Genomic DNA, 21,857 nt, shown 5'->3' with positions numbered 1-21,857 from the left:
CGACAAGGGAGTGGGGCCCTCGATGAGCAACTTCGCGTTTCTGCGGGCTGAGTGGCCCGAGCTGTTTGACGAGGCCCTGCGGGCCGAGCGATTGACCGTCGCCGACCCGCGGGTCTCGTGCTTCTACGCCCGGCGCACCCTCGAACTCGCCCTCACCTGGCTCTTCCAGGCCGACGGCAGCCTCACCCGGCCCTACAGGAACGACCTGCAAGGGATGATCTACGAGTCGTCCCTGCGCGCCCTAGTCGGCAACACCCTCCAGGCCAAGATGGACATCATCCGCAAGCGGGGCAATGCGGCCGTCCATCACAAGGCGCCGGTCAAGACCGGCGACTCGCTGCCGATGGTCCGGGAGCTGTTCCACGTCCTGTACTGGGTGGCCCGGCACTACACCCGCGACCAGGCCGCCGTGCCGCCGAGTGCGCTGGCCTTCAACCCTGACCTGATCCCCCGGCCGGTTCCGGCGGCCGTGCGGCAGCAGAGCCAGGCCGAGCTGAAGACGCTGTCGGAGAAGCTCGCCGCCCAGGACGCGGAGCTGGCTGCCGAGCGGGAGAAGAACGCCAGCCTCGACGCCGAGCTGGCCAAGCTGCGCGCCGAGATCGCCGCCGCGAAGGCCGCCAACGAGTCCCGCCCCGACGACCACGACTACGACGAGGCGCAGACCCGCGACCTCTTCATCGACGTCCTGCTCGCCGAGGCCGGCTGGGCGCTCGACCAGCCGCGCGACCGCGAGTTCCTGGTCACCGGCATGCCGGCCGGCAAGGGCAACGGGTACGTCGACTACGTGCTCTGGGGCGACGACGGCAAGCCCCTCGCCGTGGTCGAGGCCAAGCGCACCCGCCGGGACGCCACCGCCGGCCAGCAGCAGGCCAAGCTCTACGCCGACTGCCTGACGCAGGCGTACGGCCAACGCCCGGTCATCTTCTACACCAACGGCTACGAGCACTGGCTCTGGGACGACACCGGCTATCCCCCGCGCCCGGTGCAGGGCTTCTACACCAAGGCTGAGCTGCAACTCCTCGTCCAGCGCCGCGACACCCACCGACCGCTCGCCGACCTGGAGATCAACACCGGCATCGTCGAGCGGTACTACCAGCAGCGGGCCATCCGGGCCATCGCCGACACGTTCGAGCAGGGCCGGCAGCGCGAGGCGCTGGTGGTCATGGCCACCGGTGCCGGCAAGACCCGCACCGTCATCGCCCTGGTCGACCTGCTGATGCGGGCCAACTGGGTCAAGCGGGTGCTCTTCCTCGCCGACCGCAACGCCCTGGTCAACCAGGCGGTCAACGCCTTCAAGACGCACCTGCCCGAGGTCGCCACGGTCAACCTGGTCACCGAGAAGAACACCGAGGGGCGGGTCTACGTCTCGACGTACCCGACCATGATGGGCCTGATCAACGAGACCGCGAGTGGCGCGCGGCGCTTCGGGCCCGGCCACTTCGACCTGGTCATCATCGACGAGGCGCACCGGTCGGTCTACCAGAAGTACCGGGCGATCTTCTCCTGGTTCGACGCGCTGCTGGTCGGGCTCACCGCCACCCCGCGCAACGAGATCGACCGCAACACCTACAGCCTGTTCCACCTCGAAGACGGCGTGCCCACCGACCACTACGACCTGGAGGAGGCGGTCGCGGAGAAGTTCCTCGTGCCGCCGCGGGCGGTCTCGGTGCCGCTGAAGTTCCTCTGGGACGGGGTGCGCTACGACCAGCTCAGCGAGGAGGAGAAGGACGACTGGGAGTCTCTGGACTGGGGCGACGACGGCGCGCCGGACGGGGTCGACGCGGACGCGGTCAACAAGTGGTTCTTCAACGCCGACACCGTCGACAAGGTGTTGAAGACGCTGATGACCCACGGACACCACGTCGCCGGCGGGGATCGGCTCGGCAAGACGATCATCTTCGCCAAGAACAACGAGCACGCGAAGTTCATCCAGCGCCGCTTCGACGAGAACTATCCGCACCTCGCCGGCCACTTCGCCCGGATCATCACCCACCAGGTCGAGCAGGCGCAGCACCTGATCGACAACTTCTCGGTCAAGGACAACGAGCCGCACATCGCGATCTCGGTGGACATGCTCGACACCGGCATCGACGTACCCGAGGTAGTCAACCTGGTCTTCTTCAAGGCCGTGCGGTCGAAGTCCAAGTTCTGGCAGATGATCGGCCGGGGCACCCGCCTCTGCCCGGACCTCTACGGCCCCGGCCAGCACAAGCAGGACTTCTTCATCTTCGACTGCTGCCGGAACTTCGAGTACTTCAACCAGAACGTGCCGCAGACCGAAGGCTCGCTGGGGGCGTCGCTCACCGAGCGGCTGTTCCGGGCGAAGCTCGAACTCATCCACCGACTCGACCAGCGCCTCCCCGAGGGCGCCGAGCCGGACCCGGAGGCCGACGGCACCAAGAGCGAAGCCGGCCTCCGCTGGGAGTTCGCCCACCACCTGCACGACCGGGTCGCGGGCATCAACCTCGAAAACTTCGTCGTACGCCCGCAGCGCCGCACCGTCGAGTACTACGCCGACTTCGCCCACTGGCACAAGCTGAGCGCCGAGGCGGTGGACGAGATCGGCAGCAAGCTCGCCGGCCTGCCCACCTCCATACGTGACGAGGACGAGGCCGCCAAGCGCTTCGACCTGATCGTGCTGCGCCTCCAGCTCGGCCAGCTCGACGTGGAGCCCGCATACGAGCGGCTGCGCCGGCAGGTGCAGGACATCGCGTCGGCGTTGCTGGAGCAGACCAGCATCCCGGCCATCCGGGAGCAGCAGCTCCTCCTCGACGAGGTGGCCGGCGACGAGTGGTGGCAGGACGTCACTCTGCCCATGCTGGAACTGCTGCGCCGCCGAGTCCGCTCGCTGGTCAGGCTGATCGAGCGGTCGAAGAAGACCATCGTCTACACCAACTTCACCGACCAGCTCGGCGAGCTGACCGAGGTGTCCATCCCGCAGGCCCGGGTGGGCACCGACTTCGAGCGGTTCCGCGCCAAGGCCCGCGCCTACCTGCGCCAGCACGAGGATCACCTGACGTTGCAGAAGCTGCGCCGCAACCGGCAGCTCTCCCCCACCGACCTGGCCGAGCTGGAGCGGATGCTCGCCGAGAGCGGCGTCGGCGGTCCGGAGGACATCGAGCGGGCCCGCGAGTCCGCCGAGGGGCTGGGACTGTTCATCCGGTCGCTGGTCGGGCTCGACCGGGAGGCCGCGACGGAGGCGTTCGGGGAGTTCCTGGCCGGCCGGACCCACAGCAAGAACCAGATCCACTTCATCAACATGGTGATCGGCCATCTCACCGTGAACGGGTCGATGGAGATGGGCCGGCTCTACGAGTCGCCGTTCACCGAGATCGCCCCGCACGGGCCGGACGGACTCTTCACCACTGACGACGTCGACCGCATCGTCTCGATCCTGCACTCCGTACGCGCCACGGCCGCGCCCGTACCCGAGGTGGCGTAGGTGATCTGCCTCTACCTGGCTAAGCTCTCTCCATGCTGACGCGGCTGGAGGTGCAGGGATTCAAGAACCTCCTCGACGTCGAGATCGAGTTCGGGCCGTTCACCTGCATCGCCGGGGCCAACGGTATGGGCAAGTCGAACATCTTCGACGCCATCGAATTCCTCTCTTACCTGGCCAGTGACACCCTCGTTGAGGCATCCCAACGCGTCCGCGGGTCCTCGGGCCTTCGAGGTGGGGATCCAAGGGACCTGTTCTGGGACGGCTACCGGGACCATCAGCACCGGATCAAGCTCGCCGCAGAGATGATTGTGCCCGCCCAAGTTGAGGACGATCTTGGGACGCCAGCCGAGGCGAGCACCACCTTCCTTCGCTACGAGGTGATTCTCGGTTTCGAGCCGCCTGTGAAGGAAGGCAGCATCGGTCGACTGAGCCTCCAAGGCGAGGAACTGCGGCACATCACGCGTGGTGAAGCGGCTCGTCACCTCCGCTTTCCCCACAGCGCAGCAAGGTTCCGCAGTGCCGTGGTGAGAGGTGAGCGTCGCGGCGGCCCGTTCTTGTCGACCGAGCACCGAGAAACTGGCACGGTCATCAACGTTCACGGTGACGGTGGCAGCCGGGGTAAACCTCAGCCCAGAGCTGCCTCCCGCGCCGGTCGTACCGTGCTCAGTACCGTTACAACAAATGACTACCCGACCATCTTGGCCGCCCGTCGCGAGATGCAGAGCTGGCGCCGGCTTGCACTTGAGCCCTCCGCTCTCCGCGCGCCAGACGGATTCTCGGATGCCCGATCGCTGGCGTCGGACGGCCGACATCTAGCAGCCACCCTCTATCGGATTGCGAACGAATCCGGAGGAGAGCACCACAAGAGCGATCCCGATGCGGTCTACGCGCGAGTGGCTGGCAGGCTGTCCGACCTGGTGGGTGTGGGCGTTGAGGGCGTCGTAGTTGAACTGGACCAAGTCCGCGAAGTGTTCACGCTCTTCCTTGAGGAGCGGGGCGACCTCCGGCTGCCCGCACGGGCGCTATCGGAAGGAACTCTGCGATTCCTCGCGCTCTGTGTGCTGCTCGAAGACCCCAGTTTCACCGGTTTGATCTGCATGGAAGAGCCGGAAAACGGCATCCATCCCGCGAATCTTCCCGCGATGTTGCAGTTGGTGCGTGACCTTGCGGTGGACCCAAGAGATGCGCCTGGCGAGACGAATCCCTTCCGGCAGGTCATCGTCAACACCCACTCCCCTTGGGTGGTGCAGCTCTGCGACCCGGCCGACTTACTCTTGGCCGACGTCCGTCCACGGGCTGCGGGAGGTGGAAGATTGACCCGGTCGTTGTCCCTTCTGCCGTTCAAGGACACTTGGCGGGCCACTGGCCGCCCCACCTTTTCGATGGCAGACGTAATCGCCTACCTGGCTGCACCACCCGGAGCGCAGTTGAGGCTTCCGTTGGATCTGGCTGAGTAAGCATGCGGTCATACTCGGGACTCTTTGTCTCAGAAGGCAGTTCCGATCTCCCCCTCGCGGACCTCATTGAGGCTCTGTTCTTCGAGCTCGGGACCACAGTGCACCTGAGCAAGCCAGACTTCTCGCTGCTCGGCAAGGTTGCGAAGGACGTTCGCTCTCGCGTCGATGCGGGTCTCAAGCTCGTCGGCACCTCCGTTGACCTGGTCGTCGTACACCGTGACGCCGACAATGCCGGCCGCCACGCCAGACGACAGGAAATCGAGACGGCTGTTCGCACCATCGGCGGGAACGCCGAGCTGGTGCCCGTCATCCCGATCCGGATGACGGAAGCGTGGCTGCTGCTCGATGAAGCTGCGATTCGCCACGTAGCGGGCAATCCCCGCGGACGTATGAACCTGGGCTTGCCGAAGCCTCACGAGGTGGAGTCGATCGCCGATCCCAAGGAGGTACTCCGTACCTGCTTGCTCAAAGCATCTGACGAGACCGGTCGCCGGCGAGAGGCAGTGGCGAAGCGCTTCAACCAGCACCGCCGTCAGCTGCTGGAACGGCTGAACCCCGATGGTGCTGTCGTCCGGCTCGAAGGCTGGAGCCACCTGATCAGCGATATTGACGCGGTAGCCAAGCGTTGGCGCTCTTGCGAGGCATGATGACGCGGTCAGCCGTGAACGTGAGGCTCAAGGTCATCCTGATGCTGCCGACCCAACTCTTCGACCGGTTCCTCGGCTGGGCGATACCCCGACCGTCGTCCTTACCGGGCGGCGCCAGGCCCCGCTTCACGTCTCGTAGAAGCGGATCTTCTCGCGCAGGTGGTCGTACTGGCGTTGGAGCAGGCGCATCTGCTCCTCGACCCGTTCCGCGTGCCGTTCCAGCAGGGCCTGCCGGTCGTCGGCGGTGTGCTCCCCCTCCCGGGCGAGGGCGGCGTAGCGGCACATCTCGGCGATCGGCATGCCCGTGTCGCGCAGGCAGCGGAACAGCAGCAGCCAGCTCAGGTCGTCGTCGGTGAAGACCCGGCGGCCGCCGGAGGTGCGGCCGACGTCGGCGAGCAGGCCGATCTTCTCGTAGTAGCGCAGGGTGTCGAGGCTGAAGCCGCTGCGTCGCGCGGCCTCCGAGGGCGCGTACATCCTGCGGATGCTAGCGGTTGACCTGGAGCGCGCTCCAGGTTGAAGGCTGGACGCATGACGATGACACGGACACTGGGTCGCAGCGGGATCGAGGTCAGCGCGCTCGGCATGGGGTGCTGGGCGATCGGCGGGCCGCTGTGGGGCGAGCGCGGAGAGCCGTTCGGCTGGGGCGAGGTGGACGACAACGAGTCGGTGCGCACCATCCACCGGGCACTCGACCTCGGCGTCACCCTCTTCGACACGGCCAGCAACTACGGCGCCGGGCACAGCGAGCGGGTCCTCGGCCGGGCCCTCGGCGGTCGCCGCGACCGGGCGGTGATCGCCACCAAGTTCGGCAACCGCTCGGACGAGCGGACCCGCCGGTGGACCGGCGAGGACGGCAGCCCGGCGTACGCGGTGGCCAGCCTGGAGGAGTCGCTGCGCCGGCTCGGCACCGACCACGTGGACCTCTACCAGTTGCACATCAACGCCCTGCCGGCGCCCGCCGCGCTCGACCTGGTCGACACCCTGGAGGGCCTGGTCACCCAGGGCAAGATCCGGGCGTACGGGTGGAGCACCGACAACCCGGCGTCGGCGCGCGCGTTCGCCGAGGCCGGTCCGCACTGCGCCGCGATCCAGCACGACGAGTCGGTGTTCCTGGACAACGCCGGGATGTTCGCCGTCTGCGACGCGCTCGACCTGGCCAGCCTGAACCGGGGCCCGCTCGCGATGGGCCTGCTCACCCGCAGGTACCAGGAGCGGACCGCGGGCGCCCGGGGCGCCGACGACGTGCGCGGGGTGGCCCCGGAGTGGCTGGTCTGGTTCACCGACGGCGTGCCCACCCCGACGTGGGTCGCCCGGGTCGAGCAGATCCGGGAGGTGCTCACCTCGGACGGTCGTACCCTCGCCCAGGGCGCGCTGGGCTGGCTGCTGGCCCGCAGCCCCCGGACGGTGCCCATCCCCGGCTGCCGCACCGTCGCCCAGGCCGAGGAGAACTTCGGCACCCTCGCCCTCGGCGCGCTGCCCGCCGAGGCGTTCGCCGAGGTGGAACGCCTCCTCGGCGACCTGCGCCCGGCGCCGGTCGGCTGATCCGCAAACCGGCCGAACGCATCCGGATCCGCGCCCGTACCCGAAGATATGAGCATGCGGATCCTCATGGCCGGCGCGTCCGGCTTCCTCGGCACCCGGCTGGTCGACCGCCTCACCGCCGACGGGCACCAGATCACCCGGCTGGTGCGACGGCCGCCGCGCACCCCCGACGAGCGGCAGTGGAACCCGTCCGCCGCGCAGCTCGACCCGGCCGTGGTGGCCGAGGCGGACGCGGTGGTCAACCTGGCCGGCGCCGGTGTCGGCGACAAGCGCTGGAACGACGCCTACAAGCAGCTGATCCGGACGAGCCGGGTGGACACCACGACCACCCTCGCCATCACCATCGCCGGGCTACCGCCCGCCGACCGGCCGACGGCGCTGCTCAACTCCTCCGCCGTCGGCTGGTACGGCAACACCGGCGACCGGGTGGTCGAGGAGGACGCCCCGGCCGGCGAGGGATTCCTGGCCGACGTCTGCCGGGTGTGGGAGGCCGCGACCCGGCCGGCCGAGGACGCCGGGGTACGGGTGGTGCGGCTGCGGACCGGGCTGCCGCTGCACCGCGACGGCGGGCTGCTGAAGCCGCAACTGCTGCCGTTCAAGCTGGGCATCGCCGGGAAGCTGGGCAGCGGCCGGCAGTGGCTGCCGTGGATCTCGATGTGCGACTGGCTGGACGCGGTCGTGTTCCTGCTCGACCGGGACGACATCGGCGGCCCGGTCAACGTGGTCGGCCCGGCCCCGGTCACCAACGCCGAGTTCACCAGAGAGCTGGCCCGCCAACTCCACCGCCCGGCGATCATGCCGATCCCCGCCCTGGCCCTCAAGGTCGCCCTGGGCGGCTTCGCCCAGGAGGCCCTGACCAGCGCCCGGGTCCTCCCCGCCGTGCTGAGCAGAGCCACCTTCACCTACACCCACCCCACCCTGCCCACCGCCCTGCACGCCGCCCTCACGGACTGACCCCTTGTGGGTCAGCAGCCGATTACCCAGTAGGAGGGGGCGGTCTGCTTGAGGGTGCTGGTGTAGTAGGTGTTGTAGAGGCCCATCCGCTGGTTGCTGCCGAGGGCGTAGGCGTAGCCGCCGGACTGGTAGGCGCGACCGGCCGTCACGTGGGCGTAGTTGCTGGCGGTGACGCAGGTCGGGGTGGCGGTCGGCGTCGGCGTGGGGCTCGGTGAGGCCGTCGGGCTGGGCGTGACGCCGCCGTCGAGGCCGAAGAAGAGCGCGTCCCGGTAGGCCGAGCAGATGGTGTCCAGGAAGTACGAGGTCGCGGTGCCGCACTGGTCGGCGGCCGAGCCCGGGTCGACCGGGGTGCCGTGTCCCATCCCGGAGACCCGGTAGAGCCGGACGGCGTCGTTGCCGTACCCCTCCAGACTGGTGCCGCCGGGCAGTGACGCCGTGCTGGTCGGGCTCTGCGACACGCCGAGCACGTTGGTCCACTGGTCGCGGGACTCGGTGGCGTTCATCGGCACCACGGTGGTGTCCGAGGTGCCGTGCCAGATCGCCACTCGGGGACGCCGCCCGGCGTACCCGGAGTAGGCACCCCGGACCAGGTCGCCCCACTGCGCCGGAGTCTTGTCGACGCCCGGGTTCATGCAGGAGTACGCGGTGGTGGTGCTGGTGGCGCAGCGGTAGGGCAGGCCCGCGATGACCGAGCCGGCGGCGAGGACGTCGGGGTACGTCGCCAGCATGACGGCGCTCATCGCCCCGCCGGCGGAGAGGCCGCTGACGAAGATCCGGCTGGGGTCGACGCTGTAGCTGGTCCTGGCGTAGTCGACCATCTGCTTGATCGACAGCGCCTCGCCCTGGCCGCGAGTGGTGTCCCCGATCTCGAACCAGTTGAAGCAGGAGCTGGCGTTGTTGGCCGACGACTGCTGCGGCACGATCAGGGCGAACTTCCACAGGTCGGCGTACTTCTGCCAGCCGGAGTTGGCGAAGTAGCCGGAGGCGTTCTGGGTGCAGCCGTGCAGCAGCACCACGGCCGGCGCGTTGGCCGGCAGCCCGTCCGGGCGGTAGGCGTACATGGCGAGGTTGCCGGGGTTCGAGCCGAAGCCGGTGACCTGGGTCAGCGTGGCGGCCTGGGCGGGCACGGCGACCGCGACCAGGGCGGCCGCGGCGACGACGGCCCCGGCCAGCGCCCCGGCGAGTCGGGCGAGGACGGATGGGGAACGGTGCACGGCGACCTCCTGTTGCGGCGTGTGAACTGGGTCACCCCCGAGTTGCCGAGACGTTACGTCCGTGTTTCAAGCCGGCGACATGGCCGCCGCTCACACATTCGTCGCCGCCGATGTAGCGGTCGGGGGCCCGCATCGGCGGACCCCCGACCCGACCGTCAGCAGTTGCGCAGTTCCGGGCTCTGGTTGCGGATCTGCGCCAGCGGCGAGACGAACCGCCGGTGGGCGTCACCGCCAACCAGCGCCGGCGGGAAGGCGGCCACCCGGTGGCAGTTCTGGAAGGCCAGCGTCACGCCGAAGTGCCGCTCCAGGCCGCCGCGGATGGCGTCGCTGGCCAGCGCGCGCAGCAACTGCCCGCGCGCGCCCTCCGACGGCGGCGGCACGGCGTGCTCGGCCACCCGGCCACCGTCGGCCGCGCGCGCGGCAACGTCGGCGACCACCGACCAGGCGTACGGCAGGGACCGCCGGACGCAGTCGACGAACTCCTCGTCGTCCACCCGGCCGGCTTCGGCCCGCTCCAGCAGGGCGGCGGGTACATCGAGAGACATGGTGCTCCTCCGATCTGCGCACTGACACGCGAACTCACGCGATGGCGCGACTTCTGCAATTGGAAGTCATTTCCATCAAGGAAGCAAGGTTTCGTGTCCGGCCCGGCGTGTCCAGGTCCGGTTGGTAACGTCCGCTCCGTGCCGACCTCCCCGCCCCTGGCCGCCGACCAGCCGCCCGCAGCGCCCGCCACCGGCCGGGGCCGCCGGGCCGACCTGCTCGTGGCGCTGATCGCCGTGGCGCTGGCCGTCTGGGTCACCAGCGGCCTGTGGCGCGACCCGAACACCCAGGCGATCACGGTCAACTCCAGCGACCAGGCGCTCTTCGAGTGGCTGCTCGCCTTCGGCGGGCACGCGCTGACCCACGGGGAGAACCCGCTCTACACCCACCTGATCAACGCTCCGGACGGGGTGAACCTCGCGGTCAACACCTCGATCACCGTCTACGCGGCGATCTTCGCCCCGCTGACGTACCTGATCGGGCCGCCGGCGACGTTCCTGGTGATCCTCACCCTCAACCTGGTCGCCACCGCGCTGGCCTGGTACTGGCTGCTCTCCCGGCACCTGGTCCGCAGCCGGCTGGCCGCCGGCGTCGGGGCGCTGTTCGTCGCCTACTCCCCCGGCATGGTCTCGCACGCCAACGCCCACCTGAACTGGACCGCCGGCTGGCTGGTCCCGCTGCTCGCCTGGAGGGTGTTCGCGCTGCGCCGGCCCGGGCGCTGGCTGCGCGGGGGGATCGTGCTCGGCCTGCTGGTCGCGGTCGCCTTCTCCATCGCCGCCGAGGGGCTCTTCTTCACCGCGCTGGCACTCGCGGTCTTCCTCGCCGTCTGGGCGCTGCACCCGGCCCGCCGGGCCGAGGCGCGGGCGGCGCTGCCCACCTTCCTGCGCGGGCTGGGCGTCACCGCGCTGGTGGCGGGGGTGCTGTTGGCGTACCCGCTGTGGCTGCACTTCGCCGGCCCGCAGCGCTTCCACGGCACCGGTTTCGACCCGCTGATCCACTCCGAGGACATCGCCGCGTTCGGGGCGTACCCGCAACGGTCGCTGGCCGGCGCGGCCGGGCTGGGCACCGCGCTGGCGCCCAACCCGACCGAGGAGAACTCGTTCTTCGGGCTGCCGCTGCTGCTGCTCGCCGTCGGCTGCTTCGTGGCGCTGTGGTGGCGCGCGGCTCCGGCCCGCCGGGCCACGCTGGCCGCGCTGGGCGTCACCGCCGTGCTTTTCTCGGTGCTGTCCTGGGGGCCGCTGGCCAAGTGGGACGGGCGGCGCACCGGGCAGCTGCTGCCGTTCGGCGTGCTGGACAACCTGCCGGTGGTCAACGCCGCGCTGCCGTCCCGGCTGGCGCTGGTGGTCGCGCCGGTGATCGGCGTGCTGCTGGCGTACACGGTCGACCAGCTCCGGGCCTGCCCGCCCCGGCGGCGGGGCGTGGCGGTGGCCTGGGGCCTCGGCTTCGCGGTGGCGCTGCTGCCGCTGGTGCCCGTGCCGCTGCTGACCAGCGCCCGGCCGCCGGTGCCGGCGTTCATCACCGCCGGGACGTGGCGGGAGCACGTCACGCCCGGCGGGGTGCTCACCCCGCTGCCCCTGACCCTGGACGTGACCCCGGACGGGCAGCGCTGGCAGGCGTACGCGCTGGCCCACCGGCAGGGCGAGTTCCGCATCCCGTCCGGCTTCTTCCTCGGCCCCGGCGGCCCGGACGGCCGGGGCCGGATCGGCCCGCCGCCGCGCACCTTCGACTCGCTGATGGACCAGGCCGGCCGGACCGGCCTGGCGCCGATCGTCACCGAGGGCAGCATCCAGCTGTCCCTGGCCGACCTGCGCTACTGGGGCGTCGAGGCGGTGGTGCTGCCGGACCAGGTGCACGGGTCGAAGTACGACCTCGACGAGGACGCCCTGCGCCGCACCGCGACGGCCCTCCTCGGCCCCCCGCGGCGCGTCGACGACGTCTGGCTCTGGGAGGTCCCCGCCGCCGAACGCGACGAGGCTCACCCTCGGTGACAGCCGGCGGCGGGTCTAGGCTGGAGGGGTGACCGCGACGACTTCCGGCCTGACGGCCGTCCGCGCCGGCGTGCTCGACTACCAGGCCGCCTGGGACGAGCAGCGCCGGCTGCACGAGTCGGTGGTGGCCGGTGAGCGCGGCGACACCGCGCTGCTGCTGGAGCACCCGAGCGTCTACACCGCCGGCAAGCGCACCGAGCCGTGGGACCGGCCGATGGACGGCACCCCGGTCGTCGACGTGGACCGCGGCGGCAAGATCACCTGGCACGGGCCGGGCCAGCTCGTCGGCTACCCGATCCTGCGCCTGCCCGACCCGGTGGACGTGGTCGCCTACGTGCGCCGCACCGAGCAGCTGCTGATCGACGTCTGCGCCGAGTTCGGGCTGGCCGCCGGCCGGATCGAGGGGCGCAGCGGCGTCTGGGTGCCCGAGGACGACCGCGGCCCGGCCCGCAAGGTGGCCGCCATCGGCATCCGGGTGGCCCGTGGGGTGACCCTGCACGGCTTCTCGATCAACTGCGACTGCGACCTGACGTACTTCGACCGGATCGTGCCCTGCGGCATCCGGGACGCGGGGGTCACCTCGCTCACCGCCGAGCTGGGCCGCCCGGTGACCGTCGCCGACGTGCTCCCGGTGGTCGAGCGCCGCCTGCCCACCCTCGTCGAGGTCTGACCCGAGCATTGCCGGCACCGCCTCGCCGAGCTGCCGGCCCACCGCCTACCCTCGTCGAGGTGCGGATAGATCTCGTCACCCTGGTCGTCGCCGAGTACGACCCGGCGATCGCCTTCTTCACCGAGGTGCTCGGCTTCGACCTGGTCGAGGACCTCCCGTCGCTGACCAACGACGGGCGCCCCAAGCGCTGGGTCGTGGTGCGCCCGCCCGGCGGCGGAACCGGCCTGCTACTGGCCCGCGCCGACGGGGAGCGCCAGGCACGCGCGGTCGGCGACCAGGTCGCCGGCCGGGTCGGCTTCTTCCTCCAGGTCGACGACTTCGACGCGGTCCACCGGCGGATGGTCGACGCGGGTGTCGAGTTCGTGAAGCCCCCGCGCACCGAGCCGTACGGGCGGGTCGCCGTCTTCCTCGACCTCGCCGGCAACCGGTGGGACCTGCTCGGCCCCGCCTAGGCGAGCACGCGGCAGAACCGGTGCCGCGCCCGGCCGGACACCGCGACCTCGCCCGGAGTCGGTATCGGCCGTTCGCGGGATCGGCTCCGGCTACCCCGGCGAGCGGTCGGCGCGGCGGCGCCGGAGCCAGGGTTGGCACATCACGATCGCCCCGCCGATGCCGGCTCCGATCACCGTCTCGACCCCCCGGTCGAAGAGCAACGCTCCCGCCGGGCGGGTCACCGCGAGCTGGCCGATCAGCAGGGCCATCGGCGTGATGAACAACAGCGCCAGCCCGTAGTTGCGCCCGACCAGGAGCTCGGTGACGATCTGGAGCGCCGCCACCACCAGCACGACGGCGACCGGTGACAGCTTCGGCGCGAGCAGTGCCGCGCTGGTCAGCAGCCCGAGCAGCGTGCCGATGATCCGGTGCCCGGCCCGCACCAGCTGGGCGGTGACGCCCTGGGCACTGAGCGGCGCGACCGCCGCCACCATGGCCCAGTACGGGTGGCCGATCCCGACGGCGGTCGCCGTGCCCCCGGCCAGCACCACGGCGAGGGCGTAGCGCGCCGGCTCCCCGCTCCAGACGTGCCTGAGCCGGGCCGGTTTGCTCTTCTGCCGGCGCAGGAAGAAGCTGCCGACATTGCCGACGGCCAGCGCGAACAGGCTGCTGAGCCCCGCCACGGCCGCCGCGACCGGCACGTCGGAGAGGACGTGCGGGGCCGAGGCCACGGCACCGAAGCCGAAGATGAGGAACAGTGGTCCCGGCGGGTGCCAGTCCTGCGCGGCGCCGAGCACGGCGCCCAGCGCCGCCACCACCGCCGCCACCGGCACCGCGACCCAGGCGCGCGACTCCAGGCAGCCGACCAGCACCCCGAGGATCACCGACAGGGTGAGCGCCACCCCGGCGCTGGCCTGCATCACCGCGCGGGACAGGTGCACATGGTTGCGCCCGTAGAGCGAGGTGAAGGCGCCGAACGCGGCGTACACCGACCAGTCGGGGCGGTGGACCGCGAGGGACGCGAGCAGCGGAACGAGGACGCTCACACCGGCCCGCAGCGCGACCCGGTGGGCGCCCCGCTCGTGGCGCAGGTGCAGCAGGGCCCGCACCATAGCCCGGAGTTGCTCGGCCATTGCCCTCCTCCGCGCCCGGCTCCCCGAGGACGTTCGGGACGCGCCTCGGGCAGACCGCTTCTTCATACCTCGCCCGCCGGCGCGGGTACGGCGGACCGCCGAGGCCGACCCGACCGCCCGACCCCCGCCGGGGACCCGCACGGCCCGTCCTGACACCGAACCGGCTCCGGTGGCGGGCAGCTCCCCCACCCGAGGGATTGAGCGGTCGCTCAAACGTCGGTACCGTCTGTTGAGCGACCGCTCAAGAATGGGGACCGGGATGCCGGGCATATACGTGGAGACGCTGATCGACGCCCCGCTGGAGCGGGTCTGGCAGGCCACGCAGGACCCCGCGTCCCACCGGCGGTGGGACGCGCGGTTCGGCCGGATCGACCCGGTGCCGGGCAGCACGCCGGCCCGATTCAGGTACGCCACCACCGTGCTGCCCGGCGTACGGGTCGGCGGCCACGGCGTACACGCGGGCGAGCGGAGCCGGCCGGACGGCACCCGTACCTCGGCGCTGCGCTTCGGCTCCGACGACCCGCGCTCGCTGATCGCCACCGGGTCCGGCTACTGGCGCTACCTGCCGGGGCCGGACGGCGTGCGGTTCCTGACCGGCTACACGTACACCCCGCGCTGGGGGCCGGCGGGCCGGCTGGCGGACCTCTCGTTCCGCCCGCTGTTCGGCTGGGCGACCGCGTGGTCGTTCGACCGGCTACGGCTCTGGCTGGAACGGGGCGTACCGCCGGAACGCGCCCGGCGGCACGCCTGGCGGGAGGTGGCCCTGCGGACGCTGGCCGTGACCGGCGCCGGCGCGCTGGCCGCCCGGCTCACCGAGGGGCGCGGCGCCGTGGCCGTCACGCTGCTCGCCGCGTCGGTGCTGGCGCTGGCGCTGCCGCCCGGCCCGCACACCCCGGCCGCCCGTCGCTGCCGGCGCCGGCCACCGGACCGCCTGGCCGCCCGGGCGCCCTCGGTGGTGGAGCAGCTGTGACCTCCGTCTTCCAGCGCGCCCTGGGCGCCGACTTCGACCGGCTGCACCCGCAGTTGCGGCGCCGTTTCGGCGTCGACGGCCGCACCGACGTGGGCTGCGTGGGCACCGGGGTGATGGACCGCGTCTGGCGCGGCGCCGCCTTCACCGCGCCGTTCCTGCGGCTGGGCACCCTGCGGCACGTGCTGTTCCCGGAGACCGGCACCGGCGTGCCGTTCACCATCGAGAACTACGCCTACACCGACTCGTACCGCCGCCCCACGCTGAGCTTCGTGCGTACCTTCGAGGTCGCGGCGCACCGCCGCCGCCGGTTCGACGCCACGATGGTCTGGAACCCGCAGCGCGGGGTCCTGGTCGACTACCTGGGTACCCACCAGCACCTCGCGGTCGACCTGCACCTCGGCGTCGACGCCGCCGGCGCGCTGACGATCCGCAGCGGCGCCCAGCGCTTCCGCGGCGGGCTGGCCTGCCCGCCGGCGCTCACCGGCGAGGCCAGCCTGCGGGAGTGGTACGACGACCGGACCGGGCGGTTCGGCATCGAGGTACGGGTCACCAACCGCCGCTTCGGGCCGCTGTTCGGGTACGCGGGCAGCTTCACGGTGCGCTACGTGCCGCCGGGCGGGGCACCGGTGCCCGCCTCGGTGCGGCCGCTGCGGGAGAATCCCCGGGACTGACGGAGAGGATCCCCATGGCCGGCACCCGGCAGAAGCTGATCGACGGGGCGCTCGCGGCGATCCGGTCCCACGGCATCGCCGGCACCTCGGCCCGCACCATCGCGGCGGCCGCGGGGGTCAACCAGGCCCTGGTCTTCTACCACTTCGGCACCGTCGACGAACTGCTCGCCGAGGCCTGCCGCAGCGCGACGACGGCCCGGGTCGCGGTCTACCGGGACCACTTCTCCACCGTGGGGTCGCTGCGCGAACTGCTCGACCTCGGGCGCGCGCTGCACGAGCAGGAACGCTCGGCGGGCAACGTGGCGGTGCTGGCGCAGCTGCTCGCCGGGGCGCAGACCGACGCGCGGCTCGCCGAGGCGACGGGGGCCGCGCTGCGGCTGTGGACGGCCGAGATCGAGAGGGTGCTGCGCAGGCTGCTGCGCGACTCGCCGGTCGCCCCGGTCGCCGACCCGGCCGGGCTGGCCCGCGCGATCTCCGCCGCGTTCATCGGCCTGGAACTCTTCGAGGGCGTCGATCCGGCGGGCGCCCGCGACGCGTTCGACGCCCTGGAACGCCTCGCCGTCCTCATCGACGTCGTCGAGGAGCTCGGCCCGCTCGCCCGGCGCACCCTCCACACCAGACTCCGCCCCAAATCCTGACCCCACCCCACCCCACCCCACCCCACCCCACCCCACCCCGGCCCGGCCCGGCCCGGTGATCATGAAGTTACTGCCCAGACACGCCGCAGACGATGACAACAACTTCATGATCAACCGAGGGCCGGGGGCGAGGGCGGGCCGGGGCGAGGCGGGGCCGGTAACGGGTCAGGGGGTGAGGCGGTGGAGGTCGCGGGGGAAGGCGGTGACCTCGCGGACGTTGGCCGCGCCGGTCAGGCGGGCGACGAAGCGTTCCAGGCCGATGGCGAAGCCGCCGTGCGGCGGCATCCCGTGCCGGAACGCGTCCAGGTAGCCGGCGTACGGCTCGACCGGCTCGCCGCGCGCGGCCAGCGCCGCCAGGTAGTCGTCGTACCGGTGCAGCCGCTGCCCGCCGGTGACCAGCTCCAGCCCCCGGAAGAGCAGGTCGAAGCCGTTGGAGTACGCCGGCCGCTGCGGGTCCGGATGGGTGTAGAAGGGCCGCTTCGCCATCGGGTACCCGGTGACGAAGAGGAAATCCGAACCGTGCTCCCGCCGCGCCCACTCCCCCAGCGCCCGCTCGTGCGCGGGGGCGAGGTCCGGCTCGTCGGCCGGCGCGCCGGCGATCGCCAGCGCCTCGGTGAAGTGCACGGCCGGGATCTCGGCGGGCACCTCCGGCAGGTCGAGGCCGAGGGCCGCCACCGCCCCGCCGGCCCGCCCCGCGACGCCGGACAGCATCCCGGCCAGGGTCTCCCGCAGCACGGCCATCACGTCCCGGTGGTCGGCGACGAAGCCCAGCTCCACGTCGAGCGAGGTGTACTGGGCCAAATGCCGGACGGTGTCGTGCGGCTCGGCCCGGAACACCGGCCCGACCTCGTACACCCGCTCAAAGACGCCCACCATCAGCTGCTTGTAGAACTGCGGCGACTGCGCCAGGTACGCGGGCCGCCCGAACCAGTCCAGCGCGAAGACGTTCGCCCCGCTCTCGGTGGACGAACCGACCACCTTCGGGGTGTGGATCTCCACGAAGTCGCGGGCGTCGAGGGTGGCCCGGAAGCCGGCCACCGCCGCCGCCGAGATCCGCAGCGCCGCCGAGCGGGTCGGGTGCCGCAGCGCGGTGGGCGCGTGGTCGAGCTGGGTGGGCAGGGCAGCGGTGAGCGCCGGCCGGTACAGGTCGAACGGCGGCGGCACGGCGGGCGGGCCGAGCGGTCGTACCGTCGGGTCGGCGAGCTCGACCCCGGCGGGGGCGGTGGCCGCCGCGACCTCGGGAGCGGCGGATCCGCGCTGTGCGACCACCGTGCCGACGACCTCGACGACGGTCTCCTCCGGCAGCGACTCGACGGCCGCGCGAACGGCGGGGTCGCTGACCACCACCTGGGTCAGGCCGGCGGCGTCCCGCACGATCAGGAAGGCCACCGACTTGAGCAGCCGGCGGCGGTGCACCCAGCCGGCGATCTTGACGGTACGGCCGACATGGGCGGGGAGCTGGGTGGAAAGGATGCGTTGCACGGCGGTTACCTCCTCGATCAATCGCAACGCGATCCCCGGGAGGTGTGGGCGAGCGGGAACCTCGCGGTGCCACCACACCTTCGCCCCCGCGAACGGGGGCCTCGTTCGTCGCCTTTTCACCGGGGCCAGCCGGGCGGGCTCTACTGGGCGGGTGTCAACAGGGGCCTTCCTCGACCGGAAGCGTCAAGAAGGGGCCCTTCCTTACACACACGCCGTTCTTCCCGCAGCTCGGGAGGGTCTTCGCACCCCGGCGCCAGACCGCCTTCCAGCAACCGGCGGCTCTCTGCACTGGCGGGTCGGGGCCCTACTCGGCTCCGTCACAGCTCTGCCGCAGACGCTAGCACCCCGTCCGGGACGGGTGTGACGTCGTTTTTCCGGCCTCCGGTGTCCGGTGTCACAACATCTGCGGCGTGACGCCGGTCGCCCGCGGTTCATCGACCGCCACCGTCGGGCGTAGGCTCGTTTTCGTGACGATCGAGCACTCCACGCCGACGACCGAGCAGGCCAGTCGTACCGCGACCGCCGCACCTGAGGGGCGGCGGCTGCTGCGGATCGAGGCCCGCAACGCCGAGACGCCGATCGAGCGCAAGCCGCCGTGGATCAAGGTCAAGGCCAAGATGGGCCCGGAGTACACCCAGCTGCGCGGCCTGGTCTCGCGCGAGGGGCTGCACACCGTCTGCCAGGAGGCCGGCTGCCCCAACATCTACGAATGCTGGGAGGACCGCGAGGCCACCTTCCTCATCGGCGGCGACCAGTGCACCCGGCGCTGCGACTTCTGCCAGATCGACACGGGCAAGCCGGCCGAGTTCGACGCCGACGAGCCGCGCCGGGTCGCCGAGTCGGTCGCCGCGATGGGGCTGCGCTACGCCACCATCACCGGTGTCGCCCGCGACGACCTGCCCGACGGCGGCGCCTGGCTCTACGCCGAGACCGTCCGCCAGATCCACGCCCTGCAGTCCGGCTGCGGCGTCGAGCTGCTGATCCCCGACTTCAACGCGGTCCCCGAGCAGCTCGCCGAGGTGTTCAGCTCGCGCCCCGAGGTGCTGGCGCACAACGTCGAGACCGTGCCGCGGATCTTCAAGCGGATCCGGCCGGCGTTCCGCTACGAGCGTTCGCTGGACGTGATCCGCCAGGCCCGCGCCGACGGCCTGGTCACCAAGAGCAACCTGATCCTGGGCATGGGCGAGGAGCGGGCCGAGGTCTCCCAGGCGCTGCGCGACCTGCACGAGGCGGGCTGCGAGCTGATCACCATCACCCAGTACCTGCGCCCCTCTCCCCGGCACCACCCGGTGACCCGCTGGGTCAAGCCGGAGGAGTTCGTCGAGCTGCGCGAGGAGGCCGAGGAGATCGGCTTCGCCGGCGTGATGAGCGGGCCGCTGGTGCGCTCGTCGTACCGGGCCGGGCGGCTCTACCGGCAGGCCCTGGAGGCCCGCGAGGGCGTCACCACCTGAGCGTTCCCGGCGCGCCAGCCGCGGCGCGCCGGGCCGTGACGCGCCGGCCGGGTGACCTGGTCGGCACCTGACCACGGCGGTACGCGGCCCGGGCCGTTACTCCCTGTGTGAGGGAACGTGCCGGTCGGGCCGCGTCCGGGGCGTACGGGCCGGGGCGGGGGACGCCCCTGCCCGCGGCGCTGACCGCGCTCGCGGTGCTGGCCGGGGTCGGGTACCGGCTGTGGCTGCTGCTGCACGACGCGCCGACGACAAACAGCGACGAGGCCACCATGGGGTTGGCCGCGCTGCACATCGCCCAGGGGCGGCACTTCCCGGTCTGGTTCTACGGGCAGGCGTACATGGGCACGCTGGAGGCTTACCTGGCCGCGCCGATCATGGCGCTGGCCGGGCCGTCGGTGCTCGCGCTGCGGGTGCCCAGCCTCGCGCTCTACGCGCTCTTCCTCATCCTGGTGTGGCGGCTGACCCGGCGACTCGGCGGGGGCCGGTGGTTCGCCCTGGTGGTCGTCGGCCTCTTCGCGCTCGGTTCCGACCGGATCGTCAAGAACCAGATGATCGCCGCGGGCGGTTATCCCGAGCTGAACCCGGCCGGCGCGGCGCTCGCCCTGCTCACCCTCCACCTCTGCGCCGGCCAGCCGGGCGCCCGGCTGCCCCGCTGGGCGGCCTGGGGGCTGCTCTCCGGGCTGATGATCTGGGTCGACCCGCTGCTGCTGCCGTACATCGTCGCGACCGGGGCGGTGCTCGTCGCATGGCGGCGGCGGGAACTGGCCGGCCGGGCCGGGCTGATGGTGGGCGCGGCGCTGCTGCTCGGGGCCGCGCCGATGCTGCTGGACAGCGTGCGGCACGGGCGCAACCCGCTCGCGGCCGTCCTCGCGGCCAGCGGCGGGGACGCGACGACCGGCTGGGGCGAGCGGCTGCATGGCGGGCTGGTCCTGGGGCCGCCGCTCGGCATGGGCTTCTGCGCACCGAGCCACTGCTCCCCCGGGCAGCTCTGGTGGGCCCTCGCGCTGCCGGTGCTGCTGGTCCTCGCCGCGCTGACCGCCTGGCGCACCCTCCGCTCACCCCTCCCGGCGTCGGCGTCGGCGTCGGCGGATCTTGGACAGTTACCGTTCGCCACAGCCGACAACTGTTCAGGATCGGCTGAGGAGGAACGCGGCAGGCGACCTGCGGGCACCCTCAGGGTGGCCGCACCGTCGGTCGCCGGGGCCGAGAGCGACGAGCCGGCGGCGGGCGCAGACGAGCGGCGGGCACGGGCGGGGGTGCGCCTCGCGTTGGTACTCGCAGCGGCGGCGGTGCTCGGGGCGTACACGATCAGCAGCGCGGCCGGGCGGACCCCGGTGGAAAGCGCCCGCTACCTCTCCTGCCTGACGATCGCCACCCCGGCCCTGCTCTGGCCGCTCTGGGCGGCTGCGCGGCAGCGCACCGGCGCGACCCCGGTCGCCGCGACCGTCGCGCTGGCCGCCCTGCTGGGCACCGCCGCCGCGGCCACGGCCGCCGCGATCCGCACCGTGCCGGCCACCCACGCCGAGGCCGCCCGGCACCGCGCGCTGGTCGACACCCTCCGCGAGTTGGGCGTACGCCACGTGCGCGGCGGCTACTGGACGTGCAACCGGCTCACCTTCGGCAGCGGGGAGGACGTGGTCTGCGCGGTGGTCGACGACGAGCTGCGCCCGGGCTTCGACCGCTACCCGGCTTACCGCCGAGCCGTGGAGCGCGCCGCCGCCCCGGCCTGGGTCGCACCGGCCGGGTCACCGCTCGCCGCCCGCCTCGACCAGCGCCTGGGCCCGGACCCGGGCAAGCTGGACGTGGTCACGGTGGAGGGCTGGCGGATCTACCGCCCCCGCGGCTGAGGCGTGCCGACGGCGGCCCCAACGGACCGGGTGCACGGCGGGCTGGTGCTCGGGCCGGCGCTGGGCACGGGCCTCTGCTCCCCGGGCCAGTACGCGACCTGGCAGCTCTGGTGGGCGGCGGCCCTGCCGGTGCTGCTGGCGCTGGCCGGGCTGTCGGCCTGGCGGGATCGGCGCCATGCCGCCCCGCGCGGTGGCACGGCTCGCGCTGGCCACGGGCGCGGTCCACGGGCGCGGTCCCGGGCGCGCACTTTCACGGAAAGAGTGGCCTCACGGGCCGGAATAACCACTCTTTCCGTGAAAGTGCGCGAAAGGACGAGGGGGGTGGGGGGGTGGGAGGTGGGGGGTGAGGGGGTCAACGCGGGGGGTTGAGGAGGTTCAGGCGGTGGGCGAGGGCGGCGGCCTCGACGCGGTTGGTGACGTCCAGCTTGGCGATGATCCGCGAGACGTGGACGCTGGCGGTCTTCGGCGAGATGAACAACTGCTCGGCGATCCGGCTGTTGCTGTGCCCCTCGGCGACCAGCCGCAGCACCTCCCGCTCCCGGGAGGTGAGCAGGTCCACCCCGGGGCGGCCCCGGGTCGCCCCGCGCAGGCCCACCCGGCGGGCCAGGGTGGCGGCCTGCTCGGCCAGCGGGGCCGCGGCCAACCGCTTCGCGATCCCGGCGGCCTCGGCCAGCGCCTCGGCGACCTCGTCCCGCTCCCCCGCCGCGGCGGCCGCCTCGGCCAGCGCCAGCAGCGCCCGGCCCAGCGGGTACGGCTGGCCGTCGGCCCGCCACGCC

19 protein-coding genes are annotated in these 21,857 nt (G+C 72.2%); 13 read left to right on the top strand and 6 right to left on the bottom strand.

The window, feature by feature from the left end; translation table 11 throughout:
- Positions 1 to 22: 22 nt before the first annotated feature.
- From AB0I41_RS13305 to AB0I41_RS13295, 3 genes are all read left to right on the top strand, one after another.
- A complete protein-coding gene (locus AB0I41_RS13305) occupies positions 23 to 3,442 on the top strand; it encodes a DEAD/DEAH box helicase family protein (RefSeq protein ID WP_357106005.1) in 3,420 nt (1,139 codons plus the stop codon).
- Positions 3,443 to 3,474: 32 nt separating this feature from the next.
- Positions 3,475 to 4,899, top strand: coding sequence for an AAA family ATPase (locus tag AB0I41_RS13300; protein ID WP_357106003.1), 1,425 nt, complete (start codon positions 3,475 to 3,477; stop codon positions 4,897 to 4,899).
- A gap of 98 nt (positions 4,900 to 4,997) precedes the next feature.
- A complete protein-coding gene (locus AB0I41_RS13295) occupies positions 4,998 to 5,546 on the top strand; it encodes a hypothetical protein (protein WP_357106000.1) in 549 nt (182 codons plus the stop codon).
- A 126-nt stretch (positions 5,547 to 5,672) separates the two neighbouring features.
- On the opposite strand, the gene AB0I41_RS13290 is transcribed toward AB0I41_RS13295, so the two are convergent.
- Positions 5,673 to 6,020 (bottom strand): MerR family transcriptional regulator, encoded by a 348-nt coding sequence (locus tag AB0I41_RS13290; RefSeq protein ID WP_357105997.1) that lies wholly within the window; start codon positions 6,018 to 6,020, stop codon positions 5,673 to 5,675.
- 54 nt (positions 6,021 to 6,074) lie between these two features.
- Here AB0I41_RS13290 and AB0I41_RS13285 point away from each other — a divergent pair, with 54 nt between their 5' ends.
- Both AB0I41_RS13285 and AB0I41_RS13280 read left to right on the top strand, forming a co-directional pair.
- A complete protein-coding gene (locus AB0I41_RS13285; RefSeq protein WP_357105995.1) occupies positions 6,075 to 7,088 on the top strand; it encodes an aldo/keto reductase in 1,014 nt (337 codons plus the stop codon).
- Between the two features lie 54 nt (positions 7,089 to 7,142).
- Positions 7,143 to 8,042, top strand: a complete 900-nt coding sequence (locus AB0I41_RS13280; RefSeq protein ID WP_357105992.1) for a TIGR01777 family oxidoreductase — start codon at positions 7,143 to 7,145, stop codon at positions 8,040 to 8,042.
- 11 nt (positions 8,043 to 8,053) lie between these two features.
- Here the strand turns inward: AB0I41_RS13280 and AB0I41_RS13275 are convergent, their stop codons facing one another.
- Both AB0I41_RS13275 and AB0I41_RS13270 read right to left on the bottom strand, forming a co-directional pair.
- Positions 8,054 to 9,256 carry a PHB depolymerase family esterase gene (locus tag AB0I41_RS13275; RefSeq protein ID WP_357105989.1) on the bottom strand — a complete coding sequence of 401 codons (1,203 nt, stop codon included), beginning with the start codon at positions 9,254 to 9,256 and terminating at the stop codon, positions 8,054 to 8,056.
- 155 nt (positions 9,257 to 9,411) lie between these two features.
- Positions 9,412 to 9,801, bottom strand: coding sequence for an SCO5389 family protein (locus tag AB0I41_RS13270; RefSeq protein WP_357105986.1), 390 nt, complete (start codon positions 9,799 to 9,801; stop codon positions 9,412 to 9,414).
- Positions 9,802 to 9,957: 156 nt separating this feature from the next.
- Between AB0I41_RS13270 and AB0I41_RS13265 the strand changes: the two genes are divergently transcribed.
- Genes AB0I41_RS13265 through AB0I41_RS13255 form a run of 3 tightly spaced genes read left to right on the top strand, consistent with a single transcriptional unit; the run spans position 9,958 to position 12,909 of the window.
- Positions 9,958 to 11,787 carry a DUF2079 domain-containing protein gene (locus tag AB0I41_RS13265; protein ID WP_357106245.1) on the top strand — a complete coding sequence of 610 codons (1,830 nt, stop codon included), beginning with the start codon at positions 9,958 to 9,960 and terminating at the stop codon, positions 11,785 to 11,787.
- A gap of 28 nt (positions 11,788 to 11,815) precedes the next feature.
- The gene (gene lipB / locus AB0I41_RS13260; RefSeq protein ID WP_357105983.1) at positions 11,816 to 12,457 is read left to right on the top strand and encodes a lipoyl(octanoyl) transferase LipB; all 642 of its coding nucleotides are present in this window, start codon (positions 11,816 to 11,818) and stop codon (positions 12,455 to 12,457) included.
- Between the two features lie 59 nt (positions 12,458 to 12,516).
- Positions 12,517 to 12,909, top strand: a complete 393-nt coding sequence (locus AB0I41_RS13255; RefSeq protein ID WP_357105980.1) for a VOC family protein — start codon at positions 12,517 to 12,519, stop codon at positions 12,907 to 12,909.
- Between the two features lie 90 nt (positions 12,910 to 12,999).
- On the opposite strand, the gene AB0I41_RS13250 is transcribed toward AB0I41_RS13255, so the two are convergent.
- On the bottom strand, positions 13,000 to 14,022 hold the full coding sequence (locus tag AB0I41_RS13250; protein WP_357105977.1) for an FUSC family protein: 1,023 nt from the start codon (positions 14,020 to 14,022) through the stop codon (positions 13,000 to 13,002).
- A gap of 259 nt (positions 14,023 to 14,281) precedes the next feature.
- Here AB0I41_RS13250 and AB0I41_RS13245 point away from each other — a divergent pair, with 259 nt between their 5' ends.
- Genes AB0I41_RS13245 through AB0I41_RS13235 form a run of 3 tightly spaced genes read left to right on the top strand, consistent with a single transcriptional unit; the run spans position 14,282 to position 16,301 of the window.
- Complete coding sequence (locus AB0I41_RS13245; protein ID WP_357105974.1) at positions 14,282 to 14,992, top strand: hypothetical protein; 711 nt, start codon at positions 14,282 to 14,284, stop codon at positions 14,990 to 14,992.
- Positions 14,989 to 15,663 carry a DUF4166 domain-containing protein gene (locus AB0I41_RS13240; protein WP_357105971.1) on the top strand — a complete coding sequence of 225 codons (675 nt, stop codon included), beginning with the start codon at positions 14,989 to 14,991 and terminating at the stop codon, positions 15,661 to 15,663. Before AB0I41_RS13245 ends, AB0I41_RS13240 begins: the two co-directional genes overlap by 4 nt.
- Before the next feature lie 14 nt (positions 15,664 to 15,677).
- A complete protein-coding gene (locus AB0I41_RS13235) occupies positions 15,678 to 16,301 on the top strand; it encodes a TetR/AcrR family transcriptional regulator (RefSeq protein ID WP_357105968.1) in 624 nt (207 codons plus the stop codon).
- Positions 16,302 to 16,466: 165 nt separating this feature from the next.
- On the opposite strand, the gene aspS is transcribed toward AB0I41_RS13235, so the two are convergent.
- Positions 16,467 to 17,783 (bottom strand): aspartate--tRNA(Asn) ligase, encoded by a 1,317-nt coding sequence (gene aspS, locus AB0I41_RS13230; RefSeq protein WP_357105966.1) that lies wholly within the window; start codon positions 17,781 to 17,783, stop codon positions 16,467 to 16,469.
- A gap of 467 nt (positions 17,784 to 18,250) precedes the next feature.
- Between aspS and lipA the strand changes: the two genes are divergently transcribed.
- Together lipA and AB0I41_RS13220 are read left to right on the top strand one after the other, a co-directional pair.
- Entirely contained in the window at positions 18,251 to 19,234 is a 984-nt protein-coding gene (lipA, locus tag AB0I41_RS13225) for a lipoyl synthase (RefSeq protein WP_357105963.1), read from the top strand.
- Between the two features lie 167 nt (positions 19,235 to 19,401).
- Positions 19,402 to 21,081, top strand: coding sequence for a hypothetical protein (locus AB0I41_RS13220; RefSeq protein WP_357106242.1), 1,680 nt, complete (start codon positions 19,402 to 19,404; stop codon positions 21,079 to 21,081).
- Between the two features lie 352 nt (positions 21,082 to 21,433).
- Here AB0I41_RS13220 and AB0I41_RS13215 read toward each other — a convergent pair.
- Positions 21,434 to 21,857: response regulator transcription factor (locus AB0I41_RS13215; protein WP_357105959.1), on the bottom strand; the 424-nt coding region annotated here is incomplete at its 5' end.

Source organism: Micromonospora sp. NPDC050200 (assembly GCF_040656135.1).
Lineage (GTDB): Bacteria > Actinomycetota > Actinomycetes > Mycobacteriales > Micromonosporaceae > Micromonospora.
This window is presented reverse-complemented; position numbering and strand designations above follow the sequence as displayed.

What these genes read in the sequence shown, in the direction of transcription:
- AB0I41_RS13305 (WP_357106005.1), top strand. Translation starts at nt 23, where the DNA reads ATGAGCAACTTCGCGTTTCTGCGGGCTGAGTGGCCCGAGCTGTTTGAC.
- AB0I41_RS13300 (WP_357106003.1), top strand. Translation starts at nt 3,475, where the DNA reads ATGCTGACGCGGCTGGAGGTGCAGGGATTCAAGAACCTCCTCGACGTC.
- AB0I41_RS13290 (WP_357105997.1), bottom strand. Translation starts at nt 6,020, where the DNA reads ATGTACGCGCCCTCGGAGGCCGCGCGACGCAGCGGCTTCAGCCTCGAC.
- AB0I41_RS13285 (WP_357105995.1), top strand. Translation starts at nt 6,075, where the DNA reads ATGACGATGACACGGACACTGGGTCGCAGCGGGATCGAGGTCAGCGCG.
- AB0I41_RS13280 (WP_357105992.1), top strand. Translation starts at nt 7,143, where the DNA reads ATGCGGATCCTCATGGCCGGCGCGTCCGGCTTCCTCGGCACCCGGCTG.
- AB0I41_RS13270 (WP_357105986.1), bottom strand. Translation starts at nt 9,801, where the DNA reads ATGTCTCTCGATGTACCCGCCGCCCTGCTGGAGCGGGCCGAAGCCGGC.
- AB0I41_RS13250 (WP_357105977.1), bottom strand. Translation starts at nt 14,022, where the DNA reads ATGGCCGAGCAACTCCGGGCTATGGTGCGGGCCCTGCTGCACCTGCGC.
- AB0I41_RS13245 (WP_357105974.1), top strand. Translation starts at nt 14,282, where the DNA reads ATGCCGGGCATATACGTGGAGACGCTGATCGACGCCCCGCTGGAGCGG.
- AB0I41_RS13235 (WP_357105968.1), top strand. Translation starts at nt 15,678, where the DNA reads ATGGCCGGCACCCGGCAGAAGCTGATCGACGGGGCGCTCGCGGCGATC.